This is a genomic window from Methylotenera versatilis 79 (assembly GCF_000384375.1).
In the GTDB taxonomy this organism is placed as follows: Bacteria; Pseudomonadota; Gammaproteobacteria; order Burkholderiales; family Methylophilaceae; genus Methylotenera_A; species Methylotenera_A versatilis_B.
In genome coordinates this window covers 671,053-684,662 of record NZ_ARVX01000001.1, presented here as the reverse complement: position 1 = coordinate 684,662, position 13,610 = coordinate 671,053, and the positions used below count along the sequence as shown (strand labels likewise).

Sequence of the window (13,610 nt, the reverse complement as noted above, 5' to 3'; positions counted from 1 at the left end):
TAGAATATATAAAAAGTTGGAGATTGTGATGAGTCGTGAGATTTTATTATTAGTAGATGCTTTAGCCCACGAAAAAAACGTGAGTAAAGAAGTGATTTTTACAGCTTTAGAGTTAGCTTTGGCATCGGCTACTAAGAAAAAACATCATGATGATGCAGATATTCGCGTCACAATCGATCGTGAAAGTGGGGCCTATGAAACCTTTAGGCGCTGGCAATATGTTGAATATGATTTGTTGGAAAACTCGGCTTTTCAGTTCGACGAAGAAAGTGAACATGCAAAAGACCGCGCGATTGGTGATTTTTATGAAGAGCCACTAGAGTCTATCGAATTCGGTCGTATTGGCGCACAAGCAGCTAAACAAGTGATTTTGCAAAAAGTGCGTGAAGCAGAGCGCGAGCAAATATTAGAAGACTTTTTGAGTCGCAATGAAAACTTGGTCACAGGCGTGATTAAACGCATGGAAAAAGGCAGCGCGATTATTGAAGTAGGTCGTATTGAATGTTTGTTGCCGCGCGAAGCAATGATTCCAAAAGAGAATTTACGTGTTGGTGATCGCGTACGTGCTTATCTATCACGCATTGAGCGTGGCGGTCGTGGCCCTCAATTGATTTTATCGCGTATCGCGCCAGACTTTTTAAAACGTTTATTTGAATTAGAAGTACCTGAAATTGAAGAGGGTTTGCTAGAGATTCGCGCTGCCGCCCGCGACCCTGGCTTACGCTCAAAAATTGCGGTTAAAACTAATGACCAACGTTTAGATCCGGTAGGCACTTGTGTGGGGATGCGCGGTTCACGCGTGCAAGCGGTAACGGGTGAATTAGCTGGTGAGCGCGTAGATATTATATTGTGGAGCATGGAACCAGCGCAGTTTGTGATTAATGCAATGGCACCAGCGGAAGTTTCTTCTATTGTTGTGGACGAAGATGCGCACAGCATGGATGTAGTGGTTAATGAAGAGCAGTTGGCTCTAGCTATCGGCCGAGGCGGACAAAATGTACGCTTAGCTTCAGAGTTAACAGGTTGGACGTTGAATATTCTGACTGAAGAACAAGCGGCAGAAAAAAATCAAACTGAGTACGCCAATGTGAGCCAGTTATTTATGGAAAAACTGGATGTGGATGAAGAAGTTGCCGATATCTTAGTGCAAGAAGGTTTTAGTACGTTAGAAGAAATTGCTTACGTACCATTGGCTGAAATGGCTGAAATCGACGCATTTGATGAAGATACAATTAACGAATTACGTTCACGTGCACGTGCTGCTTTATTGACCGAGGCAATTGCCAAAGAAGAAAAAGTAGAGGAAGCGGCTGAAGATTTACTGACGATGGATGGTATGGATGATGCAACTGCACATTTATTAGCTTCTAAAGGCATTTCTGCAATGGATGATTTGGCGGAATTGGCTGTTGATGAGCTGGTTGAAATAACTGGTATGGATGCAGAGCGGGCTAAAGGCTTGATTCTGACAGCACGCGCGCCTTGGTTTAAATAAACCGTAGTTAATGGCCGTATTAATGTAAGTTAAGTGACAAAAATAAGTGCTCACATTGATGGCAAGATCTTGCGCCACATGATGTTGAATGAGTAGTGTAGAAAATAGAAAGATTGGAGCAGTAAATGGCACAAACAACCGTAGCACAATTCGCCGCAGAGCTAGGGCTGCCGACCGCTTTGCTGCTTGATCAGCTTAAAAGTGCGGGTGTCGTTAAATCGGCTTTAGAAGATAAATTGGAAGAAGCAGATAAAACTGCGCTGTTAGATTTTCTGCGTAAAGAACATGGCGCAGAGCAGGCGCCGAAAAATAAAATCACATTGACACGCAAATCAAATACAGAGATCAAAAAAACTGATAGCTCTGGTCGTGCGCGCACGATTCAAGTAGAAGTGCGTAAAAAACGTGTATTAGAGCGTCCTGATGAATCGGAAGCAGCAGCGCCAACAGTTGAAGTACAAGAGTTGCCTGTTGAAGAGCCAATTGAAGTGCCACAAGCAACTGAGCCTGAAATAGTTGAGTCGGTTGTTGAGGTGGAAGAAATTGTTGTGCCTGAAGAGTTGCCAGTTGTTGAGGTTGAAGCGCCTGTTGAGATTAAAACTGAGCCAGTTGTGGAAGAGGTTCCAGCTATAAAAACGACAACAACACTTAAAAAACAAGTGTTAACACCTGAGCAAGTTGCAATTCGCGAGTCAGAAGCTAAACGACATGCAACTTTGGCTGCGATGCAAGCAGAAGACGTACGCAAAAAACAAGAGCTTGTACAGCGCCGTATAGATGAAGAGGCAAGAAAAGTTGCTGAAGCAGAAGCCGCTAAAGTTAAAGCAGCCAAATTGTCAGAAGGTACGTTACATAAGCCCGTTGCGAAACCAGGCGCTGTAGCAAAACCTGCTGCGACTAAAGATGCCAAAAAAGTTAAAGGTAATAATAAAGAGTGGACTGATGCCGAGAATAAAAAACGTGGTTTGAAAACACGTGGCGCGGTGACGACAGGCTCTAATTGGCGGTCACCAAAAGGTAAAAACAGATCACATCACGATGATGATGCAGAACACGCATTTACAGTACCAACTGAGGCAATCATCTATGAAGTCTTAGTGCCAGAAACGATTACTGTTGCTGAATTAGCACATAAAATGGCGGTTAAATCGGGCGAAGTCATTAAAAAACTCATGACCATGGGCATGATGGTGACGATTAACCAAGTTTTGGATCAAGAAACCGCCATTATTTTAGTGGAAGAAATGGGCCATAAAGCCTCAGCTGCTGCACCGAATGATCCTGAAGTGTTCTTGGAAGAAGCCGAACATGCGCAGGCTGTTTTGGAAACCCGTCCACCAGTGGTAACGGTAATGGGTCATGTGGATCACGGTAAAACATCGTTGCTCGATTATATTCGTCGGAGCCGAGTGGCTACAGGCGAGGCTGGCGGCATTACGCAACACATTGGTGCTTACCATGTGGAAACGCCACGTGGCATGGTGACTTTCCTAGATACACCAGGCCATGAGGCGTTTACTGCTATGCGTGCACGTGGTGCAAAAGCGACCGATATTGTGATTTTAGTCGTGTCTGCGGATGACGGCGTGATGCCGCAAACCATTGAAGCGATTCATCATGCTAAAGCCGCAGGTGTGCCGTTGGTAGTGGCAATCAATAAAATTGATAAGCCAGATGCTGCGCCTGAACGCGTCAAGCTAGAATTGGTTGCGCAAGAAGTGGTTCCTGAAGACTTTGGTGGTGAAGTCATGTTCCGCGAAGTTTCTGCTAAAACAGGTCAAGGTATTGATGAGTTGTTAGAGGCAGTATTGTTGCAAGCTGAAATTTTAGAGTTGCAAGCACCAAAAAATACGCCAGCTAAAGGCTTGGTGATTGAAGGCAGGCTTGATAAAGGTCGCGGTCCAGTAACAACAGTATTGGTGCAATCTGGTACATTAAAACGCGGTGATATGATTTTAGCGGGATCTACTTTCGGTAAAGTACGCGCCATGTTGGATGAGTCTGGTAATGATATTAAAGAGGCTGGGCCATCGATTCCAGTTGAAATATTAGGTCTTTCAGATGTTCCAAGTGCTGGCGAAGAAGTGATTGTATTGAATGACGAGCGCAAAGCCCGTGAAATTGCAAACTTCCGCGCAGGCAAGTTCCGTGATGTAAAACTCGCGAAACAGCAAGCGGCCAAGCTTGAAAATATGTTTGATCAAATGGCTGAAGGTGAAGTGCAAACATTGAACCTGATTATTAAATCAGATGTGCAAGGCTCTTACGAAGCGTTGGCAACCAGTTTACAAAAACTATCAACCGCTGAAGTGAAAGTGCATATTATTCATACGGGCGTTGGTGCAATTTCTGAGTCTGATGTGAACTTAAGTGCTGCTTCTGGTGCTGTGCTGATTGGTTTTAACGTACGTGCCGATGCTGGTTCGCGTAAATTGATTGATAATTTGGGTGTTGATGTACGTTATTACAATATTATTTATGAAGCAGTTGACGAAGTAAAAGCGGCTTTAGGTGGCATGCTGAAACCAGAGCAACGAGAAAGTATGATTGGTACGGTAGAGATTCGCGAAGTATTCCGTATTTCAAAAGTGGGTTCAATTGCGGGTTGTTATGTGCAAGACGGCATGATCAAACGCAACTCACGCGTGCGTGTGTTGCGTGCCAATGTGATTATTCACACAGGCGAATTAGACTCATTGAAACGCTTTAAAGACGATGTAAAAGAAGTGAAAAACAACTTTGAGTGCGGTTTGTCACTGAAAAATTACAATGACATTGAAGTGGGCGACATACTTGAGGTTTACGAAATGGTAGAAGTGGCAAGAACGCTCTAATGGCAAAAGAATTTTCAAGAGCAACCCGCGTTGCAGAGCAAATGCAACGTGAGTTAGCGGACTTATTGCAGTTTGAAGTAAAAGATCCGCGCGTAGGCATGATTACTATCACGCAAGTTGAAGTGACGGGCGATATGGCGCATGCCAAGATTTTTTATACGGCGGCAAAAGCTAGCGACAGTATTCAGCAAGGGCTTGAAAAATCCGCAGGTTTTTTGCGTACACAGATTGCCAAGCGCATGTTGTTACGTACTGTGCCACAATTGCATTTTGTGTATGACGCATCTATTGATAATGGTATGAAAATGGCGCAATTAATTGATGCGGCGCGCGCGACCGATAAAAACCAAGATTAATAAACCGTCAGATAATACTTCTAGCTTTGCAATTCAAACGCACGAAACGCGCCATTAATGGCGTTTTATTACTCGATAAGCCGCTCGGCTTTTCATCTAATCAAGCATTACAAAAAGTAAAGTGGCTATTTTCTGCCGCCAAAGCGGGCCACACTGGTACGCTTGACCCGCTAGCGACTGGTTTGTTACCAATCTGTTTGGGTGAAGCGACCAAGTTTGCCCAATATGTAACTGATGCAGATAAAACCTATTTCGCTACCATTAAATTGGGAGCAACCACCAGCACTGGAGATGCAGAAGGCGAAGTGTTAACGACTGCGCCAGTCAATGTTAATTACACTGAATTCGAATCAACCTGCAAACGGTTTTTAGGTGAAATAAGCCAAATGCCGCCGATGTATTCTGCTTTAAAGCATGAAGGTAAAGCTTTGTACGAATATGCGCGAGCAGGTGTGAATATTGAGCGTAAAGCACGGTTAATCACTATACAAAATGTTATTGTTAACAAGTTAAATGGCGATGTTGCTGAAATTACGGTCAGCTGCAGCAAAGGTACTTACATTCGCACGCTGGCAGAAGATATTGGTGCGGAGCTTGGTTGTGGCGCGCATTTAATTGGTTTGCGACGCACAGAAACCGCAGGTTATTTATTAGCAAACGCTATCACAATTGAGCAATTAGAAGCGTTAACTCAGCAAAGTCGAGATGCGTTGTTATTACCAGTTGATTCATCAATTGAAAGCTTACAAAAAGTTGTGCTAAATGTAGATGCTGCGCATTTTCTCATGTTAGGCCAAGCGGTTTGGATAGCTGGCAATCTACTTAAAAGCTTGTCAGTCGGCGATGATATGCGGCTTTATGATGAGAAGAATCAATTTATAGGCTTAGGTTTGTTGCAGGATGACGGAAAAATCGCACCTAAAAGGCTTATTCAGCGTTCAGCATATTAACACCTTAAAAGCTTTAACTTAATCATTATAAAAGATTAAAAAGTGTAATTGAATGAATGGCTTGCGATGTATAAAGCGCTTGTTAAAAATAATCAATCACGTTAGAATGCTGGATTATTCGTAAATGAATGTATTTGCGGGCGGAGTTTTAATAAGCCTGTTTTTACATTGACGCTAACTCAAAGGAAAAAAGATGGCAATTACAGCAGCAGATGTAGCAAAAGTAGTAGCAGCATATCAATTAAAACAAGGTGATACAGGTAGTCCAGAAGTGCAAGTTGCGCTTTTAACAAATCGTATTACTTATTTGACAGAACATTTCAAAGCAAACAAAAAAGACAATCACTCACGCCGCGGTTTATTGGCAATGGTTAGTCAACGTCGTCGTTTGTTAGATTACCTAAAAAGTAGAGATGTAAGCCGTTATCAAACATTGATTGAGCGTTTGAGCTTACGTAAGTAATTGTTTATAAAAGTGTTAAGTTTTTTAAAGTTTAAATCTTTAATTCTGGAAGCACTTTTATAATCTAAGGAAAGCCGATTGCATGGTGATATGCGTCGGCTTTTTTGTTTTAACTATTTATCACAAATTTAGAGTCAGTTGCTATTGGGTAGTGAATAGCAATTAATTGAATTGAAAAGGAAACCTAATGTTTAATAAAGTGAAAAAAAGTATTCAATATGGTGCGCATGAGCTCACGATTGAAACAGGTGAAATCGCGCGTCAAGCAGATGGCGCAGTCTTAGTTAGTTATGGTGATACGGTTGTTTTGGTAACAGTTGTTGGTAAACATGAAGTAAAAGCAGGTCAAGATTTCTTTCCATTAACCGTTGATTATATGGAAAAAACTTATGCAGCAGGTAAGATCCCAGGTGGTTTCTTTAAGCGTGAAGGTCGCCCTTCAGAAAAAGAAACGCTTACATCACGTTTAATTGATCGCCCAATCCGCCCGTTATTCCCAGAAGCATTTTTGAATGAAGTACAAATTGTTGCGACTGTGATGTCGTCTGATCCAGAAATCGATTCTGATATTCCTGCGATTATTGGTGCATCAGCAGCTTTGTCATTATCAGGCATCCCATTCTTTGGCCCACTGGGTGCAGCGCGCGTTGGCTATATTGATGGTGAATATGTATTAAATCCAACCAAAGCACAATTAGAAGTAACGGATTTAGATTTAGTGGTTGCAGCGACTGAAACTGCCGTGATGATGGTTGAATCTGAAGCGAAAGAGCTATCAGAAGAAGTAATGTTGGGCGCAGTTGTTTATGGTCACGAGCAAATGCAAGCAGTGATCAAATTGATTAACGAATTATCTGCAGAAGCAGGTAAAGATGCTTGGGATTGGGTTGCTCCAGAGCCAGATACAGCATTGATTGCAAAGGTGGCTGATTTAGCTGCGGCAGATGTGAATGCGGCTTTTCAAATTAAAGCAAAAGGCGCACGTTCTGCTAAATTAGACGAAATCAAAAATCGTGTTTTAGGTGAATTGATTAACGAAAACACTTCAACAGATGAAGCGAATAAAATTAAAACAGAGTTCTTTAATTTAGAAGCGAAAACTGTTCGTAGTCAAATCTTGAATGGTGAGCCACGCATTGATGGTCGTGATACACGTACTGTGCGTCCAATTACTGTGCGCACTGGTGTATTGCCGCGCACTCATGGTTCTGCATTATTCACACGTGGCGAAACACAGGCTTTAGTGGTTGTTACATTGGGTACAGGCCGTGATGAGCAAGTGATTGACGCATTACAAGGTGAGTTTAAAGATCGCTTTATGTTGCACTACAACATGCCTCCGTATGCGACAGGTGAAACTGGCCGCGTTGGTACACCAAAACGTCGTGAAATTGGTCATGGTCGTTTAGCCAAGCGTGCTTTATTAGCTGCATTACCAACACCAGAGGAGTTTGGTTACACCGTGCGTATTGTTTCAGAAATCACTGAATCAAACGGTTCTAGCTCAATGGCTTCAGTCTGTGGTGGTAGCTTGGCGATGATGGACGCTGGCGTGCCGCTTAAAAACCACGTAGCAGGTATTGCGATGGGCTTGATTAAAGAAGGCAACCGCGTTGCGGTGTTAACGGATATTTTAGGTGATGAAGATCACTTGGGTGATATGGACTTTAAAGTAGCCGGTACAGAAGATGGTATTACCGCGCTACAAATGGACATTAAAATTACCGGTATTACTGCACAAATTATGCAAGTGGCATTGGCACAAGCCAAAGAAGGTCGTGCGCATATTTTAGGCATTATGCAATCAGCTATGAGCACGGTTAACACTGAAATGTCAGCATTTGCACCGCGTATTATCACCATGAAAATTAATGCGGATAAAATCCGTGATGTGATTGGTAAAGGCGGCGCGGTGATTCGTGCATTAACAGAAGAAACTGGCACCAGCATTGATATCGAAGATGACGGTACCATTAAAATCGCTTGTACTAGTGCAGAACAAGGTGCTGAAGCGCAACGTCGTATTGCAGAAATTACTGCTGAAGTTGAAGTTGGCCAAATTTATGAAGGTCCAGTGGTTAAGTTGCTAGACTTTGGTGCGGTAGTTAGCTTGCTACCAGGTAAAGATGGTTTGGTACACATTTCACAAATCGCGCATCAACGTGTCAATGCGGTAAGTGATTTTGTAAAAGAAGGCGATATTGTTAAAGTAAAAGTAGTGGAAATTGATGACAAAGGTAAAGTGCGTTTAAGCATGAAAGCTTTGATTGATGCGCCAGCGAAAGAAGATACTGCGCAGTAATCAGTTTAGATAATAAAAAGCCCGCGAAAGCGGGCTTTTTATTAATCATGTTTTGTTGCCAATATTTTTTACACTAAAAATATGGTTAACTATTTAACCGTCACATTATTTAGCGACTTGTCTTTCGCGCATTTCGTCCAATGTTTTGCAATCAATGCACAATGTTGCAGTAGGGCGTGCTTCTAAACGTTTTAAACCGATTTCTACGCCACAACCTTCGCAATAACCATATTCACCCGCATCAATATTGCGTAATGTTTCATCGATTTTTTTAATTAACTTACGTTCGCGGTCGCGATTACGTAGCTCTAAAGCCATATCAGATTCTTGACTGGCACGGTCATTCGGGTCAGCAAACATGGTGACTTCATCTTGCATCGTGTGCACAGTTTTGTCGATATCGTGACTTAAATCAGATTTCCAGTTATTTAAAATAGCCCGAAAATGATTCAGTTGATTTTTATTCATGTATTCCTCATCAGGTTTTGGCTGATAAGGAGTGAATGTTTTAGTAAGGGTTTCTGCCATTGTTTTTCCAGCTAGTTTTTATAATAAAATCAGTTACTTGAAAAAATTAGAATGATAATTTTTTGAAATTTTCAATCGCGCGAGTGTACACCTATTGTGCTAGATATGCAAAAACTCATTTAGACTGGCTTTAAGGTTAATACGCATTAACGCGCTTTTCGCTTAGCTCCAAAGCTAATAATGTATTTTCCATTAACGTAGCTACTGTCATCGGCCCAACCCCACCAGGGACAGGCGTAATATAACTGGCGCGTTCTTTTGCCGCATTAAAATCCACATCACCACAAATAGAACCATCTTCAAGTCGATTAATACCAATATCAACAACAATCGCCCCAGGTTTAATCCATTCACCTTTAATTAGGCCTGGCTTGCCTGCAGCAGCGACAATTAAATCTGCGCGTTTGATATTTTCTGCCAAGTCTTTAGTGTGGCGGTGGCAGCTGGTAGTTGTGCAGCCGGCTAATAACAACTCTAATGCCATTGGCCGCCCTACATGGTTAGAAACGCCCACAATAACCGCATCTAAGCCCATTAAATTAATGTTGCTGGCTTTTAACATTTTAATGACGCCAAAAGGTGTACAGGAGCGCAGTGTGGGCTGCCGCACGGCCAAACGGCCAATGTTGTAAGGATGAAAGCCATCCACATCTTTATCTACGCTAATGCGTTCTATAATTTTTTCATCGGATATTTGCGCTGGTAATGGTGATTGCACCAAAATACCGTCAATCGTTTTATCTTTGTTAAGGTTATCTATTAAGGCAAATAATTCAGCCTCACTAATTGTTGCAGGCAATTCATGCACAATGGATTTAACGCCCGCTTTTTCACTGGCTAAACGTTTGTTACGCACGTAAATATGCGAAGCTGGATCGGCGCCCACCAGCACAACTGCCAAACAAGGCTCGCGTTTGCCATTACTCAAACGAGTGGTAATTTTGGCTTTAATGTCATTCAGCAACGCTTCTGCAATCGCCTTACCATTGATAATTTGTGCTGTCATACGGGTAAATTCAACAATTATTAAAAATAAACAGTGATTTTAACATATTAGAATTGACCAAAAGGCGGTATTGCGCTATATTTCTGCCTCTTCGGCGTGTAGCGTAGCCTGGTAGCGCGCCTGCTTTGGGAGCAGGATGTCGGGAGTTCGAATCTCTCCACGCCGACCAATTACTTTAGCAGTAAAAATAAAGTGGTCTTCCCTTTAAATGTTTGTGTTTCAAACGTGTAACCATCTGCCCGTAGCTCAACCGGATAGAGCACCAGCCTTCTAAGCTGGGGGTTACAGGTTCGATTCCTGTCGGGCAGACCAAACTTTGGTTTCAGTTGTTTCGTTTCAATGGTGGCTGTAGCTCAGTTGGTAGAGTCCAGGATTGTGATTCCTGTTGTCGTGGGTTCGAGCCCCATCAGCCACCCCATCAATTTCTCTCAAATTTAATCCGTTATTCGCTTTGTTAAGTTTCGCCAAGAAGCTAAAAAGCTATTTGTCCTTCTCTTGTCCTTTTGGGAAATTTATGACGACTAAAGTAATCTCCTGATGAGAAAGCAACACGCTGCGAAGTGGCAAACTAAGCAAAGCCTATATTCCATAAATCAACTTTATATCACCTGTATATATCAAAACAGAAACTTTAAATTGGATTTAAGCGCAATTACAGAGTTTAAATTCACTTAATAATCCACTTGCGCCAATTTAAGCAAACATGGATTGATAGCCTGCTTTTTAACGGTTATAGTATCCTTAATAAAAAATAACTAAACGTTTCAATTATAAGGATAAATCAATGGCTGAGCTTCGTCCTGTGCTCATGATTATCGACGATGATCCCCTCATTACCGATACCCTCCACTTTGTATTAAGTAAACACTTTGAAGTATGCGTGGCAGATTCGCGTGCGCAGGCTAAAAGCTTGCTTCGTCAACTCGACGAACCGCCTGCTTTGGCGCTGGTCGATTTAGGCTTGCCGCCTTCACAACATAAGCCAGACGAAGGCTTTAAGATGATTGGTGAACTGCTTGCGCATTCACCCAGCATGAAAATTCATGTGCTTTCTGGTCAAAGTGATGATGTGAATGTAAAACACGCACTTGCTTTAGGCGCACTGGATTTTATTCCTAAACCTTGTGACGTTGATAAGCTGAAAGAGCTGCTTTTAAATTCATTAAAAGTACAAAGTGTTGAGTTAACCGAACAAGCGCAAACGCAACAAGCAGAAGACAAAAATGGCGGCATGATTGGCGAAAGTTTGCCCATGCAAACCTTAATCACACAGATTCGTCAATTTGCCGATTCACCTTTTCCAGTATTGATTGAGGGTGAGTCGGGTTCAGGTAAAGAGCGCGTTGCAAGCAACTTTCATCGCTTTAGCAAACGTGCCAAACAACCGTATTTATCGATTAATTGTGCGGCAATTTCGCCCATGTTGGCTGAATCCATTTTATTTGGACATGCCAAAGGCGCTTTTACAGGCGCGGCAAATGCCAACACTGGCTATTTTGAAGATGTGAATGAAGGCACACTTTTCTTAGATGAAATTGGTGAATTGCCGCTTGAGATGCAGGCAAAACTATTGCGCGTGCTGGAAAATGGTGAATATACGCGTGTGGGCGAAACGCAAGTGCGCAAAAGTAAAGCACGAGTAGTCGCGGCAACCAATAGAGATCTACGTGCTGAAGTGCGTGCAGGCAATTTCAGATCGGACTTATATCATCGCTTAAGTGTTTTTGCCGTCAAAGTCCCACCGTTGCGCGATTTGGCAGAAGATAGTTTGATTTTGTTGCAGCATTTCAATGATTTTTATGCACGCGAAACAGGTCAGCAATCATTTAAACTAGACGCAAAAGCGCAATCACGTTGGCTCACCTATCATTTCCCAGGCAATGTGCGCGAGCTGCGCAATATCATTATCCGTTTGATTGCAAAGTACGCTGGTCAAACGGTTAATGAGGTACAGCTTTCTGCGGAATTGGATTTATCGCGCCAAAATGAGATTGATGGCGTGCCAACCATTAGCAATAGTGGCGATTTATCGGGTTATGCGCTGCAACATTTGCAAAATGAAGCGAATGTTAATTTAGACCAAGTTTTAAAATCTTGGGAAAAAGCTTATGTAGAAGCCGCGATGAAGATCACGCATGGCAACTTGAGCCAAGCAGCCAAAATGTTGGGGATTAATCGAACGACGCTATATAGCCGTATTCAATTACAAGAAGAAAAATGATATTAAAAATTATTTGTTCAATGGTTTTTTTCACGGTTCGTCAATAGTATGTACTACGCGCATTTTGGTTTAAAAGAACCGCCATTTAAAATCACACCCAATACCGAAGTTTTTTACACTGGAGGTAAGCGCGGTGCGGTTTTAGACGCGTTGATTTATGCGATTATTAATGGCGAAGGCATCGTTAAAGTGGTGGGCGAAGTCGGTAGCGGAAAAACTATGTTATGCCGTATGTTGCAAACCATGTTGCCAGAAAAAATCGAGAGCATTTATCTGGCGAACCCCAGTGTGGCGCCAGAAGATATCTTGCATGCTATCGCGTTTGAGTTGCAACTCAAGCTGCCCAAAAACGCAGATCGCTTAAAAGTGATGCAAGTGTTGCAGAGTCATTTATTGGCGCGCCATGCGGCGGGTAAACAAGTAGTGATTTTTGTGGAAGAAGCGCAAGGTATGCCGATAGCGACTTTAGAAGAAATCAGACTGCTTTCAAATCTAGAGACCAATCATGATAAATTGCTGCAAATTGTATTGTTTGGTCAGCCAGAGTTAGACGAAAACTTGAATCAAACACAAATTCGACAATTGCGTGAACGCATTACACATAGCTTTAATTTGGCACCGTTAGACCAGAAAGAAATTGGCGAATATCTTATATTCAGATTGCGCGCAGCGGGTTATTTTGGCCCACATTTATTCACAAAATCGGCGGTGAGTGCCATTGCTTCTTCTGCGCAAGGTTTGGTTAGACGTGTGAATATTCTGGCCGATAAAGCATTGCTGTCTGCTTTTGCAGATAATTTGTACCAAGTAACGCCAAAGCAAGTGCGTGCGGCGATTAAAGACAGTGAGTTCGGTTTAGAGCAATCAAAGTTAACCGCAAAAAAATCACAAATTTTGATGTGGGCTGGCTTGCTAATAGTCGGATTGGCATTGGGATACTTAACCAGTTATTTATTGCAAAAACCGCTTGTAGTGGCTGTTAAGGCTTCAGATACTGTTAACTCACCAAAGTTAACGCAAGATTTAAGCGCAAAATCCGCTGCAAAAGATGTTGCCGTTGCTAATACCGTTAGCCCAGTTGCTGCAGCGCCTGCAAGTGTTTCAAACACAGTATCAGAAGATATTCTAAGTCGGCGTTTAAGCGCCACTTCAAATTGGCTTGAAAGTCAGCCGCCCGCAACCGTGAGCATTCAATTGATGGGCGCGAATAGTGATGCACAATTAACGGCAGATTTAATGAATTTAAGTCAAAAAATTGAGTTGGACAATATTTATGTATTTCGCACCAAAGTCAGCAACCAGCCATTTTTAACGGTGTTGTATGGCAGTTTTGCTAATCGACTCGAGGCCACGCAGGCATTAAAAAAATTACCGGTGGAAATACAAAAGAATCGCCCACAATTACGCACAATTGCTGGCGTGCGGCAAGAAATACAACAAACGCCATAATGTGGC

10 protein-coding genes and 3 tRNA genes are annotated in these 13,610 nt (G+C 42.4%); 11 read left to right on the top strand and 2 right to left on the bottom strand.

Translation table 11 applies throughout. The features are described 5' to 3' along the window. The first annotated feature begins 28 nt into the window (after positions 1–28). From nusA to pnp, 6 genes are all read left to right on the top strand, one after another. Complete coding sequence (nusA, locus tag METVE_RS0103550; protein WP_020167074.1) at positions 29–1,495, top strand: transcription termination factor NusA; 1,467 nt, start codon at positions 29–31, stop codon at positions 1,493–1,495. Between the two features lie 125 nt (positions 1,496–1,620). Beyond that, positions 1,621–4,329 carry a translation initiation factor IF-2 gene (gene infB / locus METVE_RS0103545; RefSeq protein WP_020167073.1) on the top strand — a complete coding sequence of 903 codons (2,709 nt, stop codon included), beginning with the start codon at positions 1,621–1,623 and terminating at the stop codon, positions 4,327–4,329. Continuing rightward, complete coding sequence (rbfA, locus tag METVE_RS0103540; RefSeq protein ID WP_020167072.1) at positions 4,329–4,685, top strand: 30S ribosome-binding factor RbfA; 357 nt, start codon at positions 4,329–4,331, stop codon at positions 4,683–4,685. The genes infB and rbfA overlap by 1 nt, the downstream gene beginning before the upstream one ends. A 26-nt stretch (positions 4,686–4,711) precedes the next feature. After that, positions 4,712–5,635, top strand: coding sequence for a tRNA pseudouridine(55) synthase TruB (truB, locus tag METVE_RS0103535; protein WP_020167071.1), 924 nt, complete (start codon positions 4,712–4,714; stop codon positions 5,633–5,635). Between the two features lie 193 nt (positions 5,636–5,828). Next, positions 5,829–6,098 carry a 30S ribosomal protein S15 gene (gene rpsO, locus METVE_RS0103530; RefSeq protein WP_020167070.1) on the top strand — a complete coding sequence of 90 codons (270 nt, stop codon included), beginning with the start codon at positions 5,829–5,831 and terminating at the stop codon, positions 6,096–6,098. A 187-nt stretch (positions 6,099–6,285) separates the two neighbouring features. Beyond that, positions 6,286–8,400 carry a polyribonucleotide nucleotidyltransferase gene (gene pnp / locus METVE_RS0103525; protein ID WP_020167069.1) on the top strand — a complete coding sequence of 705 codons (2,115 nt, stop codon included), beginning with the start codon at positions 6,286–6,288 and terminating at the stop codon, positions 8,398–8,400. Between the two features lie 105 nt (positions 8,401–8,505). On the opposite strand, the gene dksA is transcribed toward pnp, so the two are convergent. Both dksA and folD read right to left on the bottom strand, forming a co-directional pair. Next, positions 8,506–8,928 (bottom strand): RNA polymerase-binding protein DksA, encoded by a 423-nt coding sequence (dksA, locus tag METVE_RS0103520; RefSeq protein ID WP_020167068.1) that lies wholly within the window; start codon positions 8,926–8,928, stop codon positions 8,506–8,508. A gap of 136 nt (positions 8,929–9,064) precedes the next feature. Continuing rightward, on the bottom strand, positions 9,065–9,934 hold the full coding sequence (gene folD / locus METVE_RS0103515) for a bifunctional methylenetetrahydrofolate dehydrogenase/methenyltetrahydrofolate cyclohydrolase FolD (protein ID WP_020167067.1): 870 nt from the start codon (positions 9,932–9,934) through the stop codon (positions 9,065–9,067). Positions 9,935–10,026: 92 nt separating this feature from the next. Here folD and METVE_RS0103510 point away from each other — a divergent pair. From METVE_RS0103510 to METVE_RS0103490, 5 genes are all read left to right on the top strand, one after another. Then, positions 10,027–10,103, top strand: a tRNA-Pro gene (locus METVE_RS0103510). Between the two features lie 66 nt (positions 10,104–10,169). Beyond that, positions 10,170–10,246, top strand: a tRNA-Arg gene (locus METVE_RS0103505). 30 nt (positions 10,247–10,276) lie between these two features. Continuing rightward, positions 10,277–10,352: transfer RNA gene (locus METVE_RS0103500), tRNA-His, on the top strand. A 366-nt stretch (positions 10,353–10,718) separates the two neighbouring features. Then, positions 10,719–12,155 (top strand): sigma-54-dependent transcriptional regulator, encoded by a 1,437-nt coding sequence (locus tag METVE_RS0103495; protein ID WP_020167066.1) that lies wholly within the window; start codon positions 10,719–10,721, stop codon positions 12,153–12,155. A 48-nt stretch (positions 12,156–12,203) separates the two neighbouring features. Next, a complete protein-coding gene (locus METVE_RS0103490) occupies positions 12,204–13,604 on the top strand; it encodes an AAA family ATPase (RefSeq protein ID WP_020167065.1) in 1,401 nt (466 codons plus the stop codon). Positions 13,605–13,610: the final 6 nt, after the last annotated feature.